This window comes from Streptomyces sp. NPDC045899, from assembly GCF_056431485.1.
Map to the genome: position 1 here is coordinate 285,948 of NZ_JBWKKP010000006.1, position 22,948 is coordinate 308,895.

Consider the following 22,948-nt stretch of genomic DNA (forward strand, 5'->3'; position numbering starts at 1 on the left):
CGCCTGGCCGGGATGCCGGCCCGCGCGCAGCCCGAGTCGGTCATCCGGGCGTCAAGCACGCCTCGAGAGCAGCTCGCTGCTGTTCGGGCAAGTGGCCGCCCAAGGGAGTCTTGCGCGGGCTGTGATCGCCTTCGCAGATCCAGCTGCGTTCATCTGTGTCGAACCACCAGTCCTGGGCGCCCCACATGGGGTGCCCCCGGAGCAAGCGCCTGGCCAACGGCTCGCTCGCCTCGGGAGCACCCTGGGCGATCAGGGCCCGGACCACGGCTGCCACAGCTTCTTCCTGGACTGCGGTGTCGCCCAGGACCGGAAGCAGGAGAAGCAGCCGCACATGAGGGTCAGCGATCCCGACGGCGTCTGCCGGTGCCTGCAGCAATGCGGCGAGCTCGGGCCAGCACAGCCCAGGTCCGATACGGTCCTGATCGTCGCTGGCCAGGACGAGATCCTGGCTCCAGGCGGGGTGCGTGAGGAAGTAGTCCGTGGTGGTGAACTCCTCGCCGCTGTTGTAGTGCACGACGATCGTGAAGCCGCCGATCAAAGGCACGGTGAACACCGGCCAGGCCGATGGGTCGTGAAGCTCGTCCAGCATGGCGTCCGCGTCACCCGCATCCGAGCCGAAGAGCTCTGGCGGCAAGCCCTCGCAGAGGTCAGCCAAGTGCGCGGGCCAGAAGCCCGGCTCATCCAGGAGCGGGTGCCCGTCCACGGCGGGCGAGGAGGAGTACCGGTGCCGTGCCATCACCATGCTGGGATTCTCTCCCTGCCTGGCCAGGAGTGTTCGAAGAGCCCGGCCTTCATGGCCGGCCGACGTGACGACATGGCAACGTGCCCCGGCCGTACCAAGGCCCGGTCACGGACTGTAATCATCCGGTCGGCCCCTCCAAGCTGCCGCCTGGCGCCGGAGAGCGCATAGTGGGACCGTGGCGCGGCCTGCCGAGCGCATAGGCGCTGGCCTCGGATCCCTGCGGCTGTCGGGTTCTTCCCCCGGCCGTCGCGGGTCAGGAGATGCTCATGGCAGCAGGAGCGAGCGATACCGCGAACGCCGACTGGGGCAAGGCGAACTTCGACGAAATCTACGACTGTCCTGACCCACGCCCGTACTTCGCAACCCTGCAATCCCTCGAGTACCAGATACCCCATCACGGCCAAGCCGTCTTCCGGGCGCTGGCTCACGTCCTGCGGGGCCTGCACCCCGAACGGACGCCACTGAAGGTGGTGGACCTGTGCTGCTCCTACGGGATCAACACAGCCCTCCTCAACCACGAGGTCACTCTGGCGGACCTGTTCACCCGGTACACCTCTCACCGCCTCTCCGCGGTGCCGCCCCGGCAGCTGGTGGCCGAGGACCGGGCCTTCTTCGCAGCGCGCCGCAGCCTGGACCCCGCAACGGCGACCGGCATCGACTCGGCAGCCCGGGCCGTCGCATACGCCCGCGCCGTCGGCCTGCTCGACCACGCCTTCGCGGAGAACCTCGAACTCACCGAACCGAGCCCCGCGCTGCGCCGCGCACTGGCGGGCACGGACCTGATCACCGTCACGGGCGGCGTCGGTTACGTCTTCACCCGGACGTTCACCAGGCTTCTCGACTCCATGCCGACCCCGCCGTGGGTCGCGGCGTTCGTGCTGCGCACCGTGCCTTACCAGCCGGTTGTCGATCTGCTGGCCCGCTCGGGTCTGGTGACGGAGAAACTTCCCACCCGTACCTTCCGGCAGCGCCGTTTCGCCGACAGCTCCGAGCGGTACGCGGCGTTCGACGCCCTGGCTGAGAACGGACTGCAGACGGCCGGCAAGGAAGCGGACGGTTACTACCACACCGACCTGTATGTCTCCCGGCCCGCTCCCGACATCGCGGCGCTGCCTCTCACACGCCTGCTGTGATCCGAGGAGGTGTCGAGGTGGGTGCCGGCACCCCATGGGTGGATGGGGGTAGCCGGCAGGTCCGGACGGCTACCGATCACGCTCTACGGCCGGGGGTGATAGGCGCTGAGCCAGAGGCCGAGCTCGGTGAAGATGCGTTCGCGCACCTCGGGTGTCGACAGGACCAGGTCGTGCACCCCGTCCCGGACGCGCACGGTGGTGACCCGCGGCCCCAGCCGGGGTGCGAGGCGGGCGATGTCCTCGGCGCGCAGTACGGCGTCGGTGCGGAGCAGGTCATCGTCCCATTTGGTGGTGGTGGAGCTGGCGGTCGAAGCCATCACGAGGACCGGACAGTCGATCCCCAGTCCGCGGCGGACACGCCGCTGCCCCCGTTGGATGGCCGCCAGCCACCCGGCGTAGAGGGGGAAGCCCTCGGCTGGTTTGAGCGTCAGGTCGAACTCCCAACTGCCCCGGAAACTGCGGTGGAGACTGTGTACGTAGTGCGGGTTGAGCGGAGCCGGAAGTTTGCGGGTAGCTGCGAAACGCCCGAGGAGGTCGACGGCGGGGGCGGCGAGGGTGCGTATCAGCGACGGGGCGGGCAGGGACAGGAACGGGCTGTTGAGGAAGAGCGCGTCGATGATTCCCTGCCCCGCCCGCCGGTCGGCGTACAGGGCACTGATCAGGCCGCCCGTTGAGTGGCCGTTGAGCAAGAGGGTGTCGTGTCCGTCGACCTCGCGGATGATGCGGATGGCCTCATCGAGTTCCTCGTCGTAGATGTCGAGGTCGTGAATGTAGTTCGGCGAGTGGTGCGGGCGCAGTGAGCGGCCGTACTTGCGCAGGTCCAGCGCGTAGAAGTCGTAGCCGCGCTCGGTGTAGAAGTCGGCCAGGTGGGTCTGGAAGAAGTAGTCGACATAGCCGTGCACATAGAGCACGGCACGGCGGCTGCCTCCAGCGGAGGCGCCAGGACCTTCGGACCAGCGGCGGATCAGGGTTGCGACGACGTCGCCCTCGTCGTCGGCGGTGAGCGGGAGGTCGATCGCCTGGTAGGGCTCGCCCAGAATGTCGGTGAGGAAGTCCACGGCGCTGACTGTAATGGGCATGTCCGCTCCAACACCGCCCGAATTCCGTGGGCTTGGTCACTGCCGACGCAGGCGTCCATCGCCCTGGTTCCCGTCGTCACCGCGGCCGGGTGGTGGGCCATGCGACAGGTTGAAGAGGCGGGGGACTGTCGGTGGCTGGTGACAGGATCACCGTATGGTTTTCGTACGTACGACTCCGCCGCGGCCAGTCGAGGTGACTGCGGTATTTCCTGAGCTGGCTCCGTTGGCGCGTCCTGCGATTCGGCTGCATCCTCGACCCGGATCACCGTCGGTCAGGGAGAGCTCGGTCGGGGGGCCGTTGCTGTGGCCGGTGGAGGAGCCGTGGCCGCACTGCGAAAGCTCGCACCTGCACTGTGACAGTGGGTTTCGCCAGTCGCCTGCAGAAGTGCGGCTCGAGAGGCGCATCCAGGCCCGGCTGCAGTAGGCCCTGGTCCAGTGCCAGTCGTAGTACGCGTATGGGCGGCGTCACTTGTCGTGGCCTTTGTCGTTGCCTTGGCGTTGACGGGGGCAGGTGCGATGACGGTGGGCTTCGAGCAGGTGATCAAACGAGCCCAGGCATGGATCGACCACAAGGTCCCCTACAGCAGCAACGGTGCCGGGGGTCCCTTCGGCTGGTGAGCTGACGACGCCATGGGGGCGCTACCGGCAGGACTGCTCGGGCTACGTACCCATGGCCTGGCGGCTCGGCTCCAGCATGAGCTCCCAGCCCCTGGCCCACGGTGGCCATCCCGATCGCCATCAGCGAGCTCATGCCCGGCGACACCTCAACTCAAGCCGGCACGCCCCTCATCTTCGGCGGCTGGACCAACCAGGCCGAGGGTACTTTCACCTACCACCAACAGAGCAACCGCTCCTGCCTGACGGACGACCAGCGCCTACAGCACGCTGTGCTACGAGAACATCACCGAGATACCGACCCCCGCGCCGGCGCAGAGACCCCAGCCGATGTGAGCTCGTCAAATACAACGGAGAGCCGGCAATTGGACCAAGACCGGTGGCGCAGGCGCCGCTTTCACGGTTGGCTTCCAGGGCCTCTACGGAGTGACTCCTGACCGCTCGGGAGCCGTCAAGTGGGCCGGCAGCGGCACCGACTGGACCGGGATCGGCGCGCTCGCATCCGGACCGGTCACCCCGCAGGAGAAGCTACAGCGCCTTGACGAGCTGAGCGAACCGGGGGACGCCGCCACCAGGGCTTGGTGGAAGGCGAGGGTCAACCACAGCAAGAAGCGGCCCGACAGGTTCGGGTTCAACTGGGACAGCAACGGCTGCAGCGGCGGCTCCGACGCCCCGACCGGCTTCGACTTCACAGATGAGTGCGCCAGGCACGACTTCGGGTACCGCAACTACCAGGAACTGATCGGAGAAGAAGAGTTCTTCAAGCCTTCAAACAGGTTCAAGGCCAGGGTTGACGACCTCTTCCACCAGGGCCTTTTGAACGAATGCACCAGGTGGCACCCCCTCGATCTCAGCCGCCTCACCGGGATGTGCCAGCGCTCGGCACATGCCTACTACGTGGGCGTAGTCGCCCTGGGCGACAGGTAGCCGAAACTAAGATCACTCGATGGCCCGACAACACCGTTGCGGCTGATGACCACCCCGTCATCAGCCGCAACGGCACTCCATCCCGACGCACCGACCGCGATTCCGGACGATGCCACCTCCCGGCGTTCTACTCACTCGCGTATGCCGGCCTTGGGGATCTTGCTTCAAGGCATGCGGCGAGCTCGTAGCCCTGAAGGGGGATCGAAACGTCCCGCCCGCCGATCCTGCCCACTTCCTCCGCGACCAGAGTCGCGATCAGCTGAGCTGGGCGCCATCTCGTGAGGCCGGTCCAGCAGGCACCGCCCTCACAGAGGTGAGCCTTTGTGCTGCTTGCCGCACTGTGGTCGTGCTGGTTCCGACTCCACCCCGGCATCGGGGCTCTCCCCACAACGGCCCCGGCGCAGAAGCACCGAGGCCGCCCTTTCGGGTCGGTTGCACGTGAGAGTGAACCGACCCACTCACCATGCTATGCCGAGTTCGCCTTTCCGGCATAGGGGATTTTTTGGGCCCACTGGCGAGCATCCCTTCAGACCTCGTCCGTCTGCGTGGCGTCCTGCCCGGAGGACCGGCTTGCTACCAGCCAGGACCGCTCCGGTTCTGCCGTTCGCGTGGTGTCCACGATGAGATGGAGGCGGGTTCCGCCTTCCGCGCCGGCGGGGTAGCTCCGCTGTTCGGTGCCGGCGAAGCAACGACGGAGTACCTCTGCGACCTGACGGGCGACCTCGGGGGACGCGGCGACGATACGCACCTCGGCGCGCCCTGCCGGGGGTGATTCCGGTGACTCCGTGGTGACCCCGTTCATCAGGAAGACGTGCCGGTGGGCGTCGGGCCTCGCTCCGCGCCCACCGGCCCCGGTCAGGAGAAGGCCATGCGCCATTCGCGGCCCGTCGCGCTGTTCGGGGTGAGGAGGAGGAGGCGACGGGCGGTCGGGCGGGCTTGCCGGCCGTCGGCTCTTCCCGCTCCGTCGGCCGACTCCCGGCAGGGCATCGCTGTAGTGGAAGGCTGAGATCCGCTCGCTGTGCTGGCCGTTGAGCAGGTGGATCAGCAGCACTCCGAGCATCAACATGCCGATCATCACGGACACTGTGATGGCGGTCTCCACATCCTCACCTCCCTGGGAGCTCAGGAGTCCGGTGGAGCTCAGGGCTCCGGGCGGGTGCGGCCTCCGGCCGCCACTGAGGCGGCCCGCCTTCGCTCTCCCATTCCTCCTCGCGGCTGAGATCCTCCCGGGCGTTGCCGGTGGCGGCCTCGCTCGCCATCAGACCGCTGGCGGTGAGCAGGCTGCCGATAGTGGCCGCGGCGGCCATCAGCCGGGCGGCGGCTGCCGCACTCGTTTCCGGCGGGATCACCAGAAGGTCCCAGCGACCTACGGTGTAGGAGAGCAGGATCAACTTGTGTGGGTCCTGCTCATCGGTGAACCAGCCCACGTTCACCATGTGCCCGGTCGCAGCCACCTTGCGTGGGATCACGGGCCAGTGGGCCGGGTTCACGGAGACGCGGGTGATCCGGCCCCAGCGTGTGTCCAGCACATCCGTCAGGGGCGGCAGCTCACGGAGGAGATCGCGGGAGCGGGGCCACCACGCACCGTCCAGAGCACCTGGAACCGGGGTGGCCGGCGTCAGCGACAGACGGGCCGGTGGCGAGGGTACGCGCTCATTGGTGGTCGTACGGTCGATGGTCACGGTCATGGCGCGGACCTGTCCCTGGGCGCGTCTTGCAACGTCCCGGTGTTGTTTCTCGCCGAGAACGACACCCGCGTGGGAGCCGGTGTGCGAAATGCTCCCGGTAGTTTCACTGTACTCCGGTGCGAGGCCTCGCCGAGCCGGCGTGTGATCAGTATCCGCACGGCGCGGCTGAGCCCGTGAGTGGGCTCCCGGAGTACGGTGAAACCGGCGGTCCACCGAACCCCGCAGAGGGCGAGCAGATCATGTCCGACGCCGACACCCCGCGTGCAGTGAATCTTCTGCCGGACGCGATCCAGCATGCTGTGAAACCTGGAACAGCCCTACTGCGGTTGGCGACGACACATACCCGTGAGGGCATCCTTGATGGTGCGTGGTGGCCGCGTTCGCGCGACATCGGCGCCGAGCTTCCCGCCCTGGTCGCCGCGCTGACCGAGCACCTCGGGCCCGTGATGCGCGTCGGCCTGGACTCCGACGCCTGGGAAGAACTGCCGACACGGCTGATCATCGACGACCGCATCGTGCACATCGACTCATTCCCCGTGGGTGACGACACCATCCTCATCACCCGAAACGATCAAGATATCTTCTCCCTGCTGGTGATCCCTCCGCACACGACGCCCGACGCGGCGCACACCGCGATGGCCCAGTCCGTCCGCGCCGACAATCTCGCACCGGCCAAGCAGATCCTCATCGACACCGGCACCGGCCGAGCCCGCCCGATCACCGAGGGAGACCCGCACGCAGGCCCGGAACGCCGCGGCACGTCCTGACGCCTCCTCGCGGCGCGACGAGATCCCCCAGCGCCTCTTCAAAATCCCCCAACAGTGAGAACAGCGCCTCAACGTCATACCCCAGCAACGCCGAGCAGCGGCTGCGCCGTACGGCCGTCCGGTTCCGCCGGACAGAGCGGCCCCAGGGAACGCCGCTGGACCCGGCCCACACAGCAAGTCCCCCGTCCCCACTCCCGCGTATCCATGTTCTCGGCTGGCCGGGAGGGAGCGGCCGCGGGGCTGGTCCCGGGCATGAAGCCCGCATCAGAGTCTTCCAAGTGGCCTCGTGACAGAAACCTCCTCGCCCAGCGCGGAGGAAATCTATTGTGGCGAGAGTAGACATGGGAGGGTGTTGGAGGTAGCGTTCTCACATACCAAAGAAGTCGAAGAGGGCATGGCAGAGATGAACTGCCGTGTGAGCAGGTCAGCAGGAAGCGGAACGGCAGTGGAGTGACGGGGCCGGGAAAGGTTGGGTCCCGTCACTGACCGCCGGGCCGGGCGGCTCCAGGGGCCGCAAGCAGTACCTGCGATATCCAGCAGTGCAAACGAGTAGCCGAATGAGGTAAGGAGCAGACGCCGTCAGGATCGCCCGGGTGGGGGAGAAGCCGCTCGGGTAACCGCAGGCCCCGATTGGAAGGTGGTCCCCGGTCACGCATCCGCGATCCCCGCACTTCCGCCCTCCCAGGCGGACCAGCGGAACAAGAGAGCCGGCGCAGTCAGCCGGCAGATGGTGTTGAAAGCTCGGGGCCCGGGTGCCGCTACGGCACCTGGGCCCCTCGACGCGTCCTTTCGAAAGAAGAGGTCTATGCCCCCTGGCAGTGCCCGTCCTACCGACAACCTCGACGACGACGACTACCCCGCCTACACCATGGGCCGGGCCGCCGAGATGCTCGGCACCACTCCCGCCTTCCTCCGTGCCCTCGGCGAGCACCGCCTGATCGCCCCCCTGCGCTCAGAAGGCGGCCACCGCCGCTACTCCCGGTACCAGCTACGTATCGCCGCTCGGGCCCGCGAACTCGTCGACACCGGCACCCCGATAGAAGCCGCCTGTCGCATCGTCATCCTCGAGGACCAGCTGGCAGAAGCCCAGCGCATCAATGAAGAACTACGAGCCCGCCCGAACTGATCACCGCCGTGGACCCGTGAAGCACCGGCACGCTCGTAGAAGGGGTCCTGTCCCAGTTGCGACGATTACTCAGGCGCCGCGGAGGTGCCAGCACCTCCCGGCTGCCCGGCCACCGGGGTCCGCCCACGTCCTGCACCTGCTGCGCCAGAACATCCCTGGCTGCGTTGGACGTGCGTAGCCGCCGAGCAGGGCGAATGACGTATCGGCACCCGTAGTGTGGCAGCACGGTACGCACGCTCCCCCTGTGTCGATGGCGAGAGGGCGCTGTAGCCACCGCTCCTACGCCTGGGGAGCGACCGTTCGAGGGAGCATTGCACGGCGAGAAACTGCCCTCGTCCTGGGCACTGCGGCCGTATGCCGCTGGTGCGGCCGGGCGGCGGGCCGAGCCCGTCACCCGGCCGTCGGCTATCGCGTGAAGTGGAAGATGCCCCACGTCACATGGTTGTTCCTGCCGCCCTCGACCCAGTTGGTGAGACCCTTCTTCATGCGCGCGAGATAGTCGGCGCTCACCTTGTCGGCCAGGCCGTCAGCCTCCTGCCGCTGCGTCTCGTCCAGCACCCGGGCGTAGTGGGTGATCAGTTGCTCCCGGAGTTCCTCGAAGCCGCCGCCGACCTCGGTGAATCCGAGTCGCGCCAGCTCATGGCGGTAGAAGTCGGGCGAGCCCATATCCTCCAGGTGGATGCGGTCCAGGATGGGGCGCAGTGTCTCGGCCGGGCAGCCGTCCACCGCCATGGGGTCGGTGAAGATCAAGTGGCCGCCTGGGTGCAGCACACGGGCGGCTTCCTCCAGGGGGCGGTCGCGGCTGCCGCTGTGCAACAGGGCGTCCTGGGACCAGACCACGTCGACGCTCTGGTCCGGGAGTGGGATGTTCTCGAAGGAGCCGTCCACCACCTCGATGGCCTCGCTGAGCCCGCGCTCGGCGTTCAGCACGCGGTGACGGGCGTTCTCCACCTCGCTGAGGTTGAGAGCGATGACTCGGCAGCCGTAGGTCTCGGCGAGGTACCGTGCGGAGCCGCCGAAGCCCGCCCCGAGATCGAGTACGACGGAGGAAGCCGTCAGATCGAGCTGTCGCGCCATGCGCTCCACGGTGCGTCTGCTGGCCTCGGCTATCGGCTCGTCAGGCCGGTCGTAGATGCCGATATGAATGTCTTCTCCTCCCCAGACCTGGGAGTAGAAGGCGTCAGCGTCCGCCGAGTTGTAGTAGTCGCGCGCGGTACCCACGGCCTCGGAATATTCCAAGGGCGGCTCGGCTGTGATCCGGTATTCCTTCTCCGCGACATGAATGAAGAAGTCGGGCCGCTCTTCCCGGTTGGTGTGCTGGAAGTCGCCGTATGTCTCGATCCGCTGGAAGCCGACCTCCTGCATGAGCCTGCGCGTGTAGTCCTTGCGCAGCGGGAACATGTTCAGGTGGTAAACGGATTTGTCGGGGAAGCTGTAGCGCATGCGCACCAACCCCTCGTCAACATACTCCGGCTCGACCGCGACATCCTTCCCGCAGTAGTAGTACACGTGCTTGCTGGTGTAGCCGCGATCAAGGATCGCGTCGTAGTTGCGCTGGTCGAGAACGAGGATCCCGTCGTGCTTGAGCATCGCGTAGAACTCCGCGAGTGCCTTGCGCCGGTCGCGCTCCGAGAACAGATGGGTGAAGGAGTTCCCGAGGCAGACGATGGCGTCGTACTCGCCGTGGGCGTCACGATTGAGCCAGCGCCAGTCCGCCTGTACGACGCGGAGGATGTGCTCACCGTGCTTGAGCCCGTTGTCGAATGCCTGGGCAAGCATCTCGGCGCTGCCATCGGCGCTCACGGTCTCGAATCCAGCCTCCAGCAGCCGGACCGAATGAAAACCGGTCCCAGTGGCCACGTCGAGCACCTTTTTGACGCCACGCTCCCGCAGGAGGTCAATGAAAAACGTTCCCTCGCTCTCCGTCCGCCTATCCCAATCGATGAGCGAGTCCCACTTTTCGACAAAACTGGGTACGTACTCCTCTGTGTAGTGATCGGTGTCCCGGACGTCGACTGGATTGTGTCCGAATTTCTGTACAGGATGTGCAGAAATAACGAAACCTCCGGTGCTGAGACGGAAGACAACGGCACCCGTGCCCGCCGGGGCGTATTCCCGGCATCGCGAGATGCATGCAGCCGGAAGAGCAATCCCTACGCAAAAAGCCAGGAAACCAACCTACCCGACGGGAAATAGAGTGACTCATCACGATTTAAATAGCTCCTGTCAGAAAAGCGACTATCTTGGCGTTTTCGGCTTCCGTGTCGGATCGTGAACACGCCGGATGATGCCTACTTGTCCTTGCGAAACCTCATCCGTGCAAGTCATGCGACATGTTGCGACTCGTGGAGGATCCGCCGAGTCGATCGCGTCGTCTTATGTCGAGACGGTTGATCTGCTCAGGGTCGTCGATCGACATGGCTGACGCGCAGTGGGCGGGCGTTGCCCGCTGACGGCAAGCACGTACATCCGGGCCCCGGACAGGGTGACCGTTTCGAAGAAGCCGCAGGCCAGCAAGGCATCGGCCTGAGAGCGCAGGAAGTCCGCCCAGGTACTGGAGGAGCGCTCGGGTGCTGGATCGATGTCGGCCTCCTGCGACATCTCCCAGACGGTGGGTGCGGCCATCTTCACGCTCAGGACGAGCAGTTCAGTCCGGGGCCCACCCCCGGGGCCCTGTCCCTCCGCAGGGTGGGTAGCCCTCGCGGCGGTTGGCCGGGGGACTACTACTGGGTGGCGCAGGGGTCGCAGCAGGAGGGGGCCGGTTCGACGCAGACGCTGACGGTGTCGGTGTTGTTGGCGGTGGCGGGGTCCTTTTCGTTGCTGGTGGCGATGGCGGTGTTGCTGATCAGGCCGGCTTTGGTGGCCTTGGCCCGCAGCACGAGGGTGGCGGTGGCGCCGTCGGCCAGGTCCCCCACGGCCCACTGGCCGGTGGCCGGGTCGTAGCTACCGGGGCCGTCGGCGGACAGGAAGGTGAGGCCGTCAGGGAGTTGGTCGGTGGCGGTGACGCCAGTGGCGTCGTTCGGTCCGGCGTTGTGGACGGTGATGCGGTAGGTCACCGTCTGGCCGACGGTGACGGTGGTCGTGTCGGCTGCTTTTGCCACGGTCAGGTCGGCAGCCGGTTTGACCTGTGTGACCTGCTCGTTGGAGGTGGAGGCCAAGGGCTCCGGCGTGTCGCCGAGCCGGTTCTCGTAGGAGGCGGTGGCGGTGTTGCTGATCTGCTTGCCGCCGCTGGCCCTGTCGATGGTGACCCGGTACTCCACCGTGGTCCCCGCCGGCACGCTTTCAGTGTTGAGCAGGCTGCCCCCGTGCGCGGCGGAGGCGCCGTTGCCGAGATGGAAGACGACCTTGTTCGCCCCGGGGTCGTAGTAAGCCTGGTCGTCACCTTGGGTGTCGGTCTTGGCTCCGGCGTTCGGGCCGTCGACGATGCGCAGGGAGCCGGGCAAATACGTCGTGCCCTGGGGGATGAGGTCGGTGAGGGTGAGGTCTTCCGCCGCGCCGCCGCCCTCATTCTTGGCGGTGACGCGGTAGGTGACGACGTCACCCACCTCCAACGGCCCCGCTGGGATCGCGGTCTTGTCGAGCACCACGTAGGGAGCGGTGCCGAAGAAGACGCCGTCCAGGAAGTTGCCAACACTCTGGTTGTTGCCGGCGGCGGAGATGGAACGGAAGGCGAAGCGTGTCAGCGTCTGGCCTGCCGGGACGGTGTAGGTGCCGGTGTGGTAACCCCAGGCGGTGTTGCCGTCGGTGAAGCGCCTTTGCTGCACTGTGGAGCCCGGTGCGCCGATGTCCAGCGCCATGGTGTCGTCGCCCTGGCGGCCGCGGTGATACAGCCGCCAGTACAGCTTCGTACCAGGGGTGGTCGGCAGGTCCTGGTAGAGCGTGGAGACCTGATAGGCGTTGAGTTCGGCGAACTGGGCACCATCGGCTGATGTCACGCCGTTGGTGTCCGAACGCCACAGCTCGATCTTGTGATCGGAGGCGGTGGTGATCCAGCCCGGAACCCTCTTGGGGGCCTGCGTCTGTGAGGTGTCCGGCAGGATCTCCACACCGGTCACAGGGGGCTGTTCGAAGCTGCCGTTGACCAGGGCAACCCGGAATGGAGCAGGAGGCGTAGCCATGGTGGTTCTTCCCCTCGAGTCGACTGCTGGAATGCACCGCCAGCTGGGGCCGTACCTCTGCGCGCCGTGGCGGAACCGAAACACCCGGTAGCTCACCGCCCTTATGTGAAGACGGAAAGTGACATGTAAAGGGATCTAGCCAATTTCGCGTGGCAAGGTTCGAAGGAACCCGCCCCGGAATCACTCCGGCTGCGCTGTCATGCGTGATGCGAAGCACACCCTCCCGCCCCACGTGCCTCCCGGCCCCCTCCCGCCTGCCCCGTCATGACCGAAAGCCCCCGTCGTACCTCTGCCTTCATCCTTGTTCAGGGTGAATCAGTTGCCAGCGAAGTTGACGCTCTCGGCACAGTGGCACGGCCGGGCAGGGAACGGCGCAGTAATCGGGTGCTGAACGTGACGGCAGCCCTCTTGACCCGTTGTGGTGGTGAAGGCCGATGTCGTGTTTGGGGAGGGTGTCGTGTCTGTGACGGGCCAGTGATCTTCAGGGGGCTGGGTGTTCTGGTCTGGTGTCCCGCTCTTTTCGTTGGGATTTTGAGCCGGGGGAGCGGTCATGTTCTGGAGTAACCGGCGTGGCCTGTTGGTGTGTTCGGTTTGGTTGTGCGGGTGCTTGGCCTGCGGTCCCGTATTCGTGTGGGAAGGATCTTGGGTTTCCAGTGGATGTAGTGGTGCGTCTGGAGGCGGCCGCGCTCATTCCGGGCTTCGGAGTGTGGTGTGGCTGGTCTGGGGCGTGTGTGTGAGGAAGACCCGGAGGGGATCGTTCGCGTTGCTGGCCAGACGGGGCAGTTCGAGTCGGTGGGCGATAAGGCTGAGGGCCTTGCCGGTGTCGCGTGTGGCCGGTCCGGGAGGGCGGCGAGTGCGCGGGCCAGAGTGACGGTTTCCGGGTAGATCACCAGATCGCGGGTCACCAGGGCGGGGGAGGCGCTGCCGTGGTGGCCAGGCTGGGGTTGGCCGCGCAGAGCGGGGTCAGACGAGTGTGCCCGTATGGATGGCGGCCAGATGCGCGTCGGTCTCGGCGTCGTCGGCCATGTCGGCTGCGAGCAGTTCGTCGCGCATATGCCGGGTGGTCGCCGCTTCCAACCGGTTGCAGGGCAGTCCGTCGACTGGGAACGAGCCCGCCGCGGCGGCATCGTCCAAGCCTGTCTCACGCAATGCCCGCGGCGGTGTCCGGCCGTAGCGCAGGTCCGTGCCGCGGCGCGTCGGCAGTTCCCGGACAGCGTCGCGCAGCCGGTTGGCGCGCCACTGTGCAAGGGCCGCTGTCGTCCAGGCAGGCCAGTGGCTGCAGGGCGGTATCGGCGTCCTCGACCAGCAGCCGGCTGCCAGGCCGTAGCGCTGCCGCCATCGTGGCCAACGCCCGGGCCCGGTCTGGGACATGGGCCAGCACGAGCCGGGCGTGCACCAGATCGAACGCCCCCGGCTCCGGGGGCGGATGTCCTGCAGCGCGGTTGTGCGCTGTGACGCGCCGGAAGGGGGGAGTTGTATTCGGCGCCCACAGCCCGCACCAGGCGCGGGACAGCACGCTGACGGGAGGGTCGGCTGTGGCGGTTCGGCCTCGTAGTGGATGCCTTCGATTCGACGTGAAGTCGGGGCGGCGGATCGAGCACATCTGGCGTCCGCGCAGGGAGTCTTTGAGGTGAATCTCGTCCGTGTGATCAGGGCTGGGCGGTGGCTCGGTGTGCTGCCCGGGTGTGACCCACCCGGGCAGCGGCCCTCCTGGATGACAGCGGTTGATGTGCCCAGACTCGTGGGGAGCGGGACGGAGCCCGTGCCAACCGAGGGAAGGAGCTGGCTGTGATCGGGACCAGTGGAGACGACAGTGTTGATGTGATCGGTATGTGGGTCACCCTGGATGGTCACATTCGTCAGGAGCTGTTGCCGGACGGCCGCTACGACGAAGCCCGCGGTGGGCGGCTCAGCGTGTACACCGGCCGCTACACGGTGACCGGCAGTCACCTGGACTACGTCGATGACACCGGGTTCACCGCCACTGGCGACATCCGGGACGGAGTGCTCTATCACGAGCACCTCGTGCTCTACCGGGAGGAGAAGCTGTCGTAACACAGGCGCCGTGGTCGCGCTGGACACCGGGGCGGATCCACGAACAGCGGACCGAGAAGCCCCGGGTCAGCGGTCCGCATCACCGAGAATCAGGGACCACTTCCACGTCCCTTCCATGACACGGCAACGACTCGACGGCACAGCGCGCTGATCACTGGTGCGGTCGGCGACCCCGTACGGCGACCGATACAGCATGTAGGAGACGGTCTAAAGGGAACCCTCTGTAGAGACTCCGGTCGGTGTGGCGGGGGTGTGCCGCGAACGGCGTTGGACCGAAAGCGCGCGAGCTGCGACGTCGGGCCGCGTGGGGTGTCTGTGGGGGTTTGAGGCAGGTCCGTGGACAATCGCCGGCTCAGAGGCGGTCGCGTACGCGATCTGTGATCTACAGGTCAGGGTCCGCGAAGCCCGTGTGAAGCAAGGCCATGCCGACCTGTTCACATGTGCCGATGGCGACAGAGGGCCGTCAGGGGCTGCCCGGGCCGACCGCTGCCAGGGCTTCCGCCGCCACCCGCCGCAGCGCACGGCGCGTAATCCAGCTGGATTTCCCCTCGGCGAGGTACGCCACGGCATGGCCCACCCATTCCGGGTCGCCGAGGAGATGCAGCTTTCCCTCGTCGATGAGCTGCCGCAACAGATACTCCAGCCGGAGGGCGTCCACCGCGCGGTACTGGCGGGTGTGCTGGTCGAAGCGCAGCTGGTGGTTCTCGTACGGGTGGCGCAGTGTCATGTGCATCCAGCCGCCGTCGCGCCCGGTGACCGTCCCCGTCGGCGTGTACATGCCTCTGCTGTTGGTGTTCCAGGAGCCCTTGCCCCAGGTGAACCAGATGCCGGTCATGATCCTGGACCACGGGATCAAGCGTCCCTCGGAGTCCGGCTCGCGCTGGTGGAGCCCGTCCGGGCTGAACTCCACCCAGCGGGTATCCGGTCGTGTGGCGTCCCCGACTCCCCAATGGCCGCCAGTCAGTTCCAACGGTCCCAGGAATGTGCCGTTCTCCACCATCTGGTCATTGAATCACGTGTTCTGCGAACTGGTGTGCCGTCTCTGCCCATACCTCCCGTGTCGTGGGCGGTGAGGTGGCCGGCCGGGGGTCCCCTCTGTGGCGTCGCGTTTACGGGAGTCGGGGCCGGGGGTGTCGCTGGTGCCCGGTGGACAGCAGGGTGTCCGGGGGCCGGCTGCGTGGTTCCTACGGCTTGTGTGCGGTGGTGAGGAAGTCCAGGACGAGGGGACAGGCCACTGGGCCGCTGTACCGGGCGGAAGCTGAGCGCCAGGAGCCCATCGCACAGGGGGCCGAGCGCCACGGTGCCGATGCCGCCCGCCGCCTGGCCGAGGCCCAGTGCCGAGGACCTGGCCGACGCGACCCCGGGAGGCGCCTCGACCAGTGATTGTCCCGGTCGTCGAGCTGAGTGAGCTGGTCCACGCTTTCCGTGAAGCACGGGAACTCGGTTACTGCGTCCGTTGGTCGTAGGCCGCGTGAGGCGGCATCTCAGCCTCGCTCGGCCGCGGGGCTCGCGCTCCGCGACCTCGAGTCGCTGACCACCCGCAGTGCGCCGAGTCTGGGCCTCGGCGTCACCAGGCACATTCCCCGGGTGCTACCGGAAGTCGTGGTTGTTTCGATCGGGCAGGCGGCTCGGAGCTATGCCGCCGGGGCAACTCCGGCTCGTTCGCCCAGCTGCTGGCAGGTGCGGCTGATGAGGCGGGAGACGTGCATCTGGGAGATGCCGAGGTGGTCGCCGATCTGGCTCTGGGTCTGTTCGCAGAAGAAGCGCAGGTACAGGATCTCCCGCTCGCGCTCGGGAAGTGCTCGCAGGCCGGCCTTGACGGATTCGCGCTGGAGGACTTGCTCGTAGGCGGGCTCGGTCGAACCGAGGGTGTCGGCCAGTGAGTAGCCGTCGTCGGCGCCGGGCATTTCGACGTCGAGGGAGAGGGGTTTGTAGCTGTCGATGGCCTCCATACCGAGCAGGACGTCTTCTTCGCTCATTCCGGTGTGGGTGGCCAGGTGGCTCACACTGGGGGAGCGGTCATCCGCGGAGCGGGTGAGTTCCTGGATCGCGGTGCGGACGCGGTTGCGCAGTTCCTGGATCCGGCGGGGGACGTGCAGGCCCCACATGTGGTCCCGGAAGTGCCGTTTGATCTCCCCCACGATGGTGGGCACGGCGTAGCCCGCGAAGGCCGTGCCGTGTGACGGGTCGTAGCGCTGGACCGCTTTGACCAGGCCGACCATCGCGACTTGCTGCAGATCATCGGCGGTCTCACCGCGGTTGCGGAATTGACGGGCCAGGCGTTCGGCCATGGGCATCCACGCGCGGACCACGTCCTGCTGCAGGGCTTCCTTGTCCGGGCCGTCCGGCATGGCGGCGAGTTTGGCGAACTGGGTGGAGGTGTCGGGGGCGTCGTCGTGCGGATGCCGCGACCGTGCTTGTACGGATGTCATGTGCCAGGTCTCCCTAGGGCGCAGTGGTCGTTGGCACCACAGGGGCAAACCAGGCGAATAGGGTGCGGCCAGCGGAGGCCCGCCCAGGGAGCCGGAAGGTCCCTATGGCGTGCCTCCGTTCCGAAGCACATCAACTCGCCTGCCCGAGCACGCTTTGGGTAAACGGCGTCTTCTCGGGCCAAGCGCTAGGAAGGGGCGTCGTGGCGGCGCTGACCTCCCCATCGCATGCCATCGGGGCGTCGTGGATGGGTCGCGGGAAAGTCGACATTCTCGGCGTGCCTCGCCGGACGCGGCCTCCCGGGCCCCAGCGAGCGGCCACCGGATGGTCCTACTGCGCCGGTGGCGTGGATTGCGCAGCGGCCGTTCGCGCCGTCGCTACTGCTGCTCCCACCGCTCCTTGGTGATCTCGTACCGTACGCCGCCATGCTCGGAGCCCTCGACCATCTCCAGGTCGGAGGGGGTAGGGATAGTGTCCGCGAGCGTCATGTCGAGCTTCTTCAGGATGTTGCGCGAACCGTGGTTCACGGACATCGTCGCAGCCCAGACCATGCGCACACCGAGCTCCGTGAACCCCTTGCCCAGCAAGGCCCGCGAGCCCTCGGTGGCATAACCTTTGCCCCAAGCTGCCTGCCGCAGCCGGTAGCCGAGTTCGGCTTCGTCCAGCGGGCCCTCCGGCTCGGGACGCAGGTGGAACCAGCCGATGAACGCGCCGCCGTCCATCTCGTGCGCGGCGAAGAGCCCGAGGTCGCCGCCCCACCTCTCGTAGCCGGCGAGGATGTTCGGTAGGTCACGCTCGCGGACGAGCTCCGGCGCGGTCGGAATGCCGCCGCTCAGGTAGCGCATGACCGCCGGGTCACTGTCCAACTCGATCAGCAAATCCGCGTCATCGGCAGTGAAGCGGCGCAAGACCAGGCGCTCGGTCTCCAAGTAGGTGTCCACGAGTCGATCATGCCTGACCCAAGGCGGCCGGCCCAACGGTTTCCTCGGCCACTCGGGGACCGGCCCTGTTCACCGTACTGCACGAGGTCGAGGCGCTGTTCCGTCAGTTACCAGCCGAGACCGGCGCGCCGCAGTCGCGCTGGTCGTGTGCGGAGCTGGCTCGGGAGGTGGTCGCCCAGTCCATCGCCGGGTCGATTTCCCTTTCCACCGCCGGGGCTGGCTCAAACAGGACCGGCACAGCCCTGGCAGCTACCGGTCCTGGATCCCCGTGCGCGACCCCGCCTTGCGACCCAAGGGGCGAGGACGACGGATATGAGCAAGGTGCACAGCGCTTCGGCCCACGCGGCCGCCAGGAGGTCGTCGCCTCCGGCGGTCCGCCTCAGGGCTGGAGCGCCGACCAGCTCCAGCCGCCACGCCCACGAGCCCGGAAGTACGCACTCCCCGCCGCTTCTGCACACGGCCGTAGGCTGTTGCGCACCGTCACGCCTATGACGCAGCTTGGGAGTCAGGGCCGACCAGGCCGAAGGCTTCTCGGGAAGCGCCCCGTTCTCCCAGCCCAGGGCGGCCGCGCCCGGGCAGACCGGGCCATCCATCAGGGCGAACGGGCGCCTGCTGTTCCTGCGGCCCAATCGAGGCACTGGCCGCTGTCGAGCACTCGATCATCTGCCCGTGCGTCAGAGTCGCTCAGTGGCTCTCACGCGATCTGTTGCCCGTCGGGGTAGTCGGTGGACTTCGACAGCTCGTACCAGGCGGCTGTCTCCGCATCGAAGGCCGAGCGGGCGTCGCCGACGAGGCGGAGGGCATCGCTGCCGAGGATGAGGTGGGTCGGCGGTTTTTCGGCCTCCACGACGGCGAGCAGGGCGCGGCCTGCTTGGACGGGATCGCCCAGCTGCTGACCGCGCGTATCGAGGCGGCGCTCGCGGATCGGGGCGAAGACCGAACCATAGTCGGTGATGGAGCTTTCTACGCGGTGCATGGAGCGGCCGGCCCAGTCGGTGCGGAAGGAGCCGGGCTCGATCGCCGTGACGTGAATGCCGAACGATGCGACCTCCAGGGCGAGCGTGGCCGCAATGCCCTCGACGGCGAACTTGGAGCCGTGATAAGCGGCCAGACCAGGGAACGCGCGCAGACCGCCCATGGAGGTCACGAACAGGATGTGCCCGGCACGGCGCTCGCGCATGCGGGGCAGAACGGCTTGAGTGACCGCGATGACGCCGAAGACGTTGACGTCGAACTGGTGGCGAAAGGTGTCGGGCGGGGTTTCCTCGAAGGTGCCCTCGACGCCGTAGCCGGCGTTGTTGACGAGTACGTCGATGGGGCCCACCTTGTCCTCGACCGCTGCGACGGTCGGCGCGATGGCTTCGGTGTCGGTGACGTCCAGCACACGTGCGTGAGCGCGACCCGGAGCGAACTGCTCGAAGGCGGCGATCTGGTCCGGGTTCCGAACGGTGCCGATGACGGTATGGCCGGCCTCGAGGGCGGCGATGGCGAAGGCGCGGCCGAGGCCGCTGCTCACGCCGGTGATGAGAAATGTGCGGGACATGTGTCTCTCCGTTGGAGTCGGATGGAGTCGGAAGTGTCAGACGGTGGAGTGCGTAAGCCCGTAGAGCGCAAGTGCGCGAGCTTCTCGGCAGGCTCGTCCGTGAGGTCGTAGTGGCCGGTGAGCTTGCGGAGATGAGTGGCCCAGGATGCCGATGACGTCATCCACGCCGGTTTCGGGTGAGGATCATCCGGGGGACGTCTTCCGGCCAAGGTCGGTGTGGCCGTCAATGGCTGTTCGCGGACAACTCGTTCGAGGCGGTGACGGCATATGGATCGGTGGAACGGTGCGGCACCGCCTGGCCTTCCACGGGATTGGATTTCGTCAGCCACAGGCCCGTGAACACGGCGGTGGCCAAAGTGACGGTGCCGGCAGCGACGAAGGCGCTGTTGAGGCCGCTCTCGAAAGAGGCGCCGCCGGATTGACAGGTGCGGACGATGGCTCCGAGTACCGCCACGCCGAGCACCGCGCCGATCTGCCGGGTGGTGCTGCTGATGCCCGAGGCGAGGCCCCCTTCCTGCGGGCTGACTGCTTGGATGGCTGCTCCAGTCAGCGGGGACATGGTCAGAGCGAAGCCGATGCCGACCGCTCCCAGCCGCCACCACACGTTCCCGTAGCCAGTGTCGGCGTGCACCATGCCGAGCGCCAGCAGCCCCAGGCCGGCCAGGACCAGGCCGGTGGTGACCACGATCCGGAAGCCGTGCCGGGCGGCGAGCCTGCTCGCGTACGGGCTGACGATCACCATGGCGAGGGAGGTCGGCAGGGTCTGCAGCCCGGCGCGCAGGATCGAGCTGCCCTGGACGTACACGAAGAACTGGGAGAAGAAGAACGACGAGCCCATGAGCGCGAACCCCACCACGATCATGGCGGTGTTGGACACGGTGAACAGCCGCTGCCGGAACAGCCGCAGCGGCAGCATCGGTGCGGAGCGACGCGCTTCGACGGCGACGAAGCCGCCGAGGAGGATCGCCGCAGCGGCGAAGGTTCCCAGTATGACCGGTGAGGTCCAGCCGCGGGCGCCACCCTCGATCAGCCCGTAGGTCAGTGCCCCCACTGCCAGAACGGACAGAGCCGTCCCTGGGATGTCGATCGCGGGGGCGCTCGGATTGCGGGACTCGCGAAGGTGGCGCAGGCCAACCAGCAGCAGGATCACGCCGATGGGCAGGTTGACCAGGAAGATGGCCGGCCAGCCGTAGGCATCTGTCAGCACGCCGCCGACCACGGGTCCGGCGGCGAGGCCGATTCCGCTGAAGCCGGCCCACAGCCCGATCGCCTTGATTCGTTCTTGCGGAACGGGACAGGCGGCGGCGAGGAGGGCCAGCGAGGCGGGGCTCAGCGCCGCGGCTCCGATGCCCTGCAGCACCCGGCCGGCGATCAACCAGCCGACCGAGGGCGCGAGGCTGCACAGCACCGATGCGGCGGTGAACACCACCACGCCGGTCAGGTACACCCGCTTGCGGCCGAACCGGTCGGCGAAGACACCGCCTGACAGCAGCAGCATGGCGACCAGCAGTACGTACGCGTCGACGATCCATTGAAGACCGGTCAGCTGAGTGTGCATCCGGTGCTGCATATCGGGCAGCGCCGCTCCAACAATCGTGTTGTCGAGCAGGACCATGAATTGGCCCAGGCAGGTCACCGTGAGCAGCACGGCCCGGCTTGGTCGACTGCCTCCGGCCGCAAGCGCTGCCGCCATGGGGTTCCTCTCAATCGGTAGTTGTGCCTCTTCACGCCCGACGCGGTCAGCCTCTGAGCGCCCTAAAGCAGTCATTGACTGCGTTAGGAGGACTGTAGGGAGGGGCCCGCCACAAACGCAAGTCACGGCTGCGTTAAGGTGGGGGTATGAACGAGCGACAGCGAGCCCGGCGACCCGGCGGGCGCAGCGCCCGCGTCGGCGCGGAGGTGCACCAGGCCGTCACCGACCTGATCAGCGAGCGCGGCTACGGCAACTTCACCGTCGGCGAGGTCGCAGCCCGCGCGGGCGTAGCCGACAGCAGCATCTACCGCCGGTGGGGCAGCCTGGAAGCCCTGCTGTCCGACGTGGCGCTCACCCGCCTCAACGCGCGGTCGCCGATGCCTGACACCGGGAGTCTGGCCGGCGACCTGCGTGCCTACGCGGCCAACGTGGCCCGCGAGATCACCGGACCCGATGGTCTGGCGGTGGTGCGCCTGGCCATCGCCCTGTCGAGCACCAGTCACGAGGGCCTGCAGGCGCGTGACGACCTCCTCGCCGAACGCACCCGGCAACTGCAGTCCATGCTCGACCGCGCCCGAGAACGCGGTGAGCACGCACCCGACGCCTTCGGCGTGCTGGACCACATCTTGGCCCCGATGTACATCCGCGTCTTGCTCGGCATGGGCCCGCTCACCCCGGACTACGTCGACGGTCTGGTAGACCGACTGCTGTGACCCCGACCCGGTCCGCGGGCTCCGTGCGGCGCCTGCCCACCCATTCAGGTATCCAGTCACTGGCTGGCTCGCCGAAGCGGCGGATGTCCGCCTCCTGCTCGCCTGCCCGGTGAGGCAGTCCCGCCGCCGACTACTGCGGAAGGCACCCCAGCATCAGCCGTTGTCGGTCCGAGCTTGGTGGCCCAGCGCCAAGGTGATCTCCATATGCGCCCGGACCGAGAGCGGCAGACCCGACCCCCGGGACCCGCGGTAGGTCAGCGCCCACCCGATCTCCTGCCGCGGCATGCCGTTGGCGCCGATACGATCCTCCACTGCGACCAGCCGAACGGGTGCGTGCGGCACTCCGCGAAGGAGGCCACGAAGGCATACGTGGCAGGCCGCTCGTATCCGTCACACCTCGCCATCTGCGGGACCTCCGGATGCCCAGGCATCACCGACGGCAGCAGAGGGCACAACGAAGAACGCTCACGCAGCTCGGCGCGCGACCTCTCGACGGAGAGGTCGCGACTGCACCCATCGTGCCCCCGAGTGCTGGTTCATGCCCGGCAGTCGGCGACTTGTGGACCATCGTGGAGGGCTTTCGTATCCAGCTCTATGGAGATGGTCCGCTTCTTCGGTGGCCTCTGTGGGGACGCTCGACATCGGGGGGCGAGAGCCTGCTGTGGATCCGTCGCACCGCGACAGCGGCAACCCTCATGCTCTGGCTACGAACTTGATCGGCCCGACGAGTCCTAGCTCCTGCCCGGCCGACGCCCCGAGCTCGACACCCGCGAGGAGCGTGACGGTAGCTCGGAACTGTCCGCCTTCACCACGGCGAACCACACCCGGCTCAGCGGTGGCGCAGCGACCACCGCACTGCGAGTGCGAATGCGGAGACTGCAGCTGCGGACGACTCGTCGCTGACCCCTATGCTCAGTGCCCCGTTTGCCTCGGCTCCCCTATGTGCCTACAAGGGTCTCGCCGTTACGACCCCGACTGCGGCCGGGCACGTACCTCGTGCCACCCATAGGTGTTGTGGGTCTGGGAGGAGTTCGTCTACTGCGGCAAGAGCGAGCCGGAGCTGGTCTGAGATCCTTCGCCTATGAGCACACCTCCGGACGGGTTGCCCGTCTATCGAGTCTTGACCGGCCCGGACGACGCCACGTTCTGCCACCGGGTGAGCGAGGCGATTGGCCTTGGTTACGAACTGCACGAAGGCCCCGCAGTCACCTTCAACGGTGAGAACGTCATCGTCGCTCAGGCGCTGATCTGGCCGGCACGGTCGTAGAAACCTCGAGAGGAGCGGTGGTCACGACCGGGGCGTGGCGTAAGAAGAGTCGTACGACGAGATGGGATGGTGAAGCGAATCGCTGGGTGCCCCAGCTGGCCCCGGCCCGCT

Annotated in this window: 21 protein-coding genes and 2 pseudogenes; 8 read left to right on the forward strand and 15 right to left on the reverse strand. The window is 67.3% G+C overall.

Annotation, left to right across the window (positions count from 1 at the left end):
* Positions 1-40: 40 nt before the first annotated feature.
* Positions 41-742, reverse strand: coding sequence for a hypothetical protein (locus AC07FT_RS12040; protein ID WP_479176070.1), 702 nt, complete (start codon positions 740-742; stop codon positions 41-43).
* A gap of 266 nt (positions 743-1,008) precedes the next feature.
* Here AC07FT_RS12040 and AC07FT_RS12045 point away from each other — a divergent pair, with 266 nt between their 5' ends.
* Positions 1,009-1,875: a hypothetical protein gene (locus AC07FT_RS12045; protein WP_479176072.1), complete on the forward strand. Its 867-nt coding sequence runs from the start codon at positions 1,009-1,011 to the stop codon at positions 1,873-1,875.
* Between the two features lie 83 nt (positions 1,876-1,958).
* On the opposite strand, the gene AC07FT_RS12050 is transcribed toward AC07FT_RS12045, so the two are convergent.
* Positions 1,959-2,954, reverse strand: coding sequence for an alpha/beta hydrolase (locus tag AC07FT_RS12050; RefSeq protein ID WP_479176074.1), 996 nt, complete (start codon positions 2,952-2,954; stop codon positions 1,959-1,961).
* Between the two features lie 154 nt (positions 2,955-3,108).
* On the opposite strand from AC07FT_RS12050, the pseudogene AC07FT_RS12055 reads away from it, so the two are divergent.
* Together AC07FT_RS12055 and AC07FT_RS12060 are read left to right on the forward strand one after the other, a co-directional pair.
* Positions 3,109-3,366, forward strand: a pseudogene (locus AC07FT_RS12055) (hypothetical protein); the annotation flags it as partial.
* Positions 3,367-3,995: 629 nt separating this feature from the next.
* The gene (locus AC07FT_RS12060) at positions 3,996-4,496 is read left to right on the forward strand and encodes a phospholipase A2 (protein ID WP_479176076.1); all 501 of its coding nucleotides are present in this window, start codon (positions 3,996-3,998) and stop codon (positions 4,494-4,496) included.
* 181 nt (positions 4,497-4,677) lie between these two features.
* Here AC07FT_RS12060 and AC07FT_RS12065 read toward each other — a convergent pair.
* The 3 genes and pseudogenes from AC07FT_RS12065 to AC07FT_RS12075 all read right to left on the reverse strand — a co-directional run.
* A pseudogene (locus AC07FT_RS12065) lies at positions 4,678-4,792 on the reverse strand (serine/threonine-protein phosphatase); the annotation flags it as partial.
* Between the two features lie 230 nt (positions 4,793-5,022).
* Complete coding sequence (locus AC07FT_RS12070) at positions 5,023-5,298, reverse strand: hypothetical protein (RefSeq protein ID WP_479176222.1); 276 nt, start codon at positions 5,296-5,298, stop codon at positions 5,023-5,025.
* Between the two features lie 304 nt (positions 5,299-5,602).
* On the reverse strand, positions 5,603-6,184 hold the full coding sequence (locus AC07FT_RS12075) for a DUF5994 family protein (RefSeq protein WP_479176078.1): 582 nt from the start codon (positions 6,182-6,184) through the stop codon (positions 5,603-5,605).
* Between the two features lie 239 nt (positions 6,185-6,423).
* Here AC07FT_RS12075 and AC07FT_RS12080 point away from each other — a divergent pair, with 239 nt between their 5' ends.
* Together AC07FT_RS12080 and AC07FT_RS12085 are read left to right on the forward strand one after the other, a co-directional pair.
* Complete coding sequence (locus AC07FT_RS12080) at positions 6,424-6,951, forward strand: DUF5994 family protein (RefSeq protein ID WP_479176080.1); 528 nt, start codon at positions 6,424-6,426, stop codon at positions 6,949-6,951.
* An 805-nt stretch (positions 6,952-7,756) separates the two neighbouring features.
* A complete protein-coding gene (locus AC07FT_RS12085) occupies positions 7,757-8,077 on the forward strand; it encodes a MerR family transcriptional regulator (RefSeq protein WP_479176082.1) in 321 nt (106 codons plus the stop codon).
* 405 nt (positions 8,078-8,482) lie between these two features.
* On the opposite strand, the gene AC07FT_RS12090 is transcribed toward AC07FT_RS12085, so the two are convergent.
* From AC07FT_RS12090 to AC07FT_RS12105, 4 genes are all read right to left on the reverse strand, one after another.
* Complete coding sequence (locus AC07FT_RS12090) at positions 8,483-10,228, reverse strand: glycine/sarcosine N-methyltransferase (RefSeq protein ID WP_479176224.1); 1,746 nt, start codon at positions 10,226-10,228, stop codon at positions 8,483-8,485.
* A gap of 572 nt (positions 10,229-10,800) precedes the next feature.
* Positions 10,801-12,195, reverse strand: coding sequence for an isopeptide-forming domain-containing fimbrial protein (locus AC07FT_RS12095; protein ID WP_479176084.1), 1,395 nt, complete (start codon positions 12,193-12,195; stop codon positions 10,801-10,803).
* Positions 12,196-13,158: 963 nt separating this feature from the next.
* Positions 13,159-13,329 carry a hypothetical protein gene (locus AC07FT_RS12100; RefSeq protein WP_471206359.1) on the reverse strand — a complete coding sequence of 57 codons (171 nt, stop codon included), beginning with the start codon at positions 13,327-13,329 and terminating at the stop codon, positions 13,159-13,161.
* 7 nt (positions 13,330-13,336) lie between these two features.
* Positions 13,337-13,798 carry a methyltransferase domain-containing protein gene (locus tag AC07FT_RS12105; protein ID WP_479176087.1) on the reverse strand — a complete coding sequence of 154 codons (462 nt, stop codon included), beginning with the start codon at positions 13,796-13,798 and terminating at the stop codon, positions 13,337-13,339.
* A gap of 227 nt (positions 13,799-14,025) precedes the next feature.
* Between AC07FT_RS12105 and AC07FT_RS12110 the strand changes: the two genes are divergently transcribed.
* Positions 14,026-14,250: an Atu4866 domain-containing protein gene (locus tag AC07FT_RS12110; RefSeq protein WP_479176226.1), complete on the forward strand. Its 225-nt coding sequence runs from the start codon at positions 14,026-14,028 to the stop codon at positions 14,248-14,250.
* A gap of 463 nt (positions 14,251-14,713) precedes the next feature.
* Here AC07FT_RS12110 and AC07FT_RS12115 read toward each other — a convergent pair whose 3' ends face one another.
* From AC07FT_RS12115 to AC07FT_RS12135, 5 genes are all read right to left on the reverse strand, one after another.
* The gene (locus tag AC07FT_RS12115) at positions 14,714-15,250 is read right to left on the reverse strand and encodes a hypothetical protein (RefSeq protein WP_479176089.1); all 537 of its coding nucleotides are present in this window, start codon (positions 15,248-15,250) and stop codon (positions 14,714-14,716) included.
* A gap of 634 nt (positions 15,251-15,884) precedes the next feature.
* Positions 15,885-16,682, reverse strand: a complete 798-nt coding sequence (locus AC07FT_RS12120; RefSeq protein WP_479176091.1) for a SigB/SigF/SigG family RNA polymerase sigma factor — start codon at positions 16,680-16,682, stop codon at positions 15,885-15,887.
* Positions 16,683-17,057: 375 nt separating this feature from the next.
* On the reverse strand, positions 17,058-17,621 hold the full coding sequence (locus AC07FT_RS12125) for a GNAT family N-acetyltransferase (RefSeq protein WP_479176093.1): 564 nt from the start codon (positions 17,619-17,621) through the stop codon (positions 17,058-17,060).
* Positions 17,622-18,315: 694 nt separating this feature from the next.
* Positions 18,316-19,164 carry an oxidoreductase gene (locus AC07FT_RS12130; protein WP_479176095.1) on the reverse strand — a complete coding sequence of 283 codons (849 nt, stop codon included), beginning with the start codon at positions 19,162-19,164 and terminating at the stop codon, positions 18,316-18,318.
* 223 nt (positions 19,165-19,387) lie between these two features.
* On the reverse strand, positions 19,388-20,857 hold the full coding sequence (locus AC07FT_RS12135) for an MFS transporter (RefSeq protein WP_479176097.1): 1,470 nt from the start codon (positions 20,855-20,857) through the stop codon (positions 19,388-19,390).
* Between the two features lie 146 nt (positions 20,858-21,003).
* Here AC07FT_RS12135 and AC07FT_RS12140 point away from each other — a divergent pair, with 146 nt between their 5' ends.
* On the forward strand, positions 21,004-21,570 hold the full coding sequence (locus AC07FT_RS12140; RefSeq protein WP_479176099.1) for a TetR/AcrR family transcriptional regulator: 567 nt from the start codon (positions 21,004-21,006) through the stop codon (positions 21,568-21,570).
* Positions 21,571-21,723: 153 nt separating this feature from the next.
* Here AC07FT_RS12140 and AC07FT_RS12145 read toward each other — a convergent pair whose 3' ends face one another.
* Positions 21,724-21,882 (reverse strand): hypothetical protein, encoded by a 159-nt coding sequence (locus AC07FT_RS12145; protein WP_479176101.1) that lies wholly within the window; start codon positions 21,880-21,882, stop codon positions 21,724-21,726.
* 769 nt (positions 21,883-22,651) lie between these two features.
* Here AC07FT_RS12145 and AC07FT_RS12150 point away from each other — a divergent pair.
* Positions 22,652-22,837 (forward strand): DUF1737 domain-containing protein, encoded by a 186-nt coding sequence (locus tag AC07FT_RS12150; protein WP_043440283.1) that lies wholly within the window; start codon positions 22,652-22,654, stop codon positions 22,835-22,837.
* Positions 22,838-22,948: the final 111 nt, after the last annotated feature.